This window comes from Stenotrophomonas sp. INTA L402-1 (genome assembly GCF_059295135.1).
In genome coordinates this window covers 1-529 of the sequence record NZ_JCAFWP010000244.1, presented here as the reverse complement: position 1 = coordinate 529, position 529 = coordinate 1, and the positions used below count along the sequence as shown (strand labels likewise).

Genomic DNA, 529 nt, shown 5'->3' with positions numbered 1-529 from the left:
GCCGTGGAGTTTCAGCTTACTCAGCAAACGCTCAACCGCTACCCGGAATGTCAGCCGAAAGCGGTGATTGACAATTACGCGCAGTATGCAGGCATAAAACCGGAGCAGGTGCTGGTCAGCCGTGGCGCGGACGAAGGTATTGAACTACTGATTCGCGCTTTTTGCGAACCGGGTAAAGACGCCATCCTCTACTGCCCGCCAACGTACGGCATGTACAGCGTCAGCGCTGAAACCATTGGCGTCGAGTGCCGCACAGTGCCGACGCTGGACAACTGGCAACTGGACTTGCAGGGCATTTCCGACAAGCTGGACGGCGTAAAAGTGGTCTATGTTTGCAGCCCCAACAACCCGACAGGGCAACTGATCAATCCGCAGGATTTTCGCACCCTGCTGGAGTTAACCCGCGGTAAGGCGATTGTGGTTGCCGATGAAGCCTATATCGAGTTTTGCCCACAGGCATCGCTGGCTGGCTGGCTGACGGAATATCCGCACCTGGCTATTTTGCGCACACTGTCGAAAGCTTTTGCTC

Annotated in this window: 1 protein-coding gene; it reads left to right on the top strand. The window is 56.0% G+C overall.

All coding sequences use genetic code 11. The features are described from left to right. The coding region (locus tag AC5O77_RS22600) for an aminotransferase class I/II-fold pyridoxal phosphate-dependent enzyme (RefSeq protein WP_494507275.1) at nucleotides 1–529 on the top strand (529 nt) is incomplete at both ends.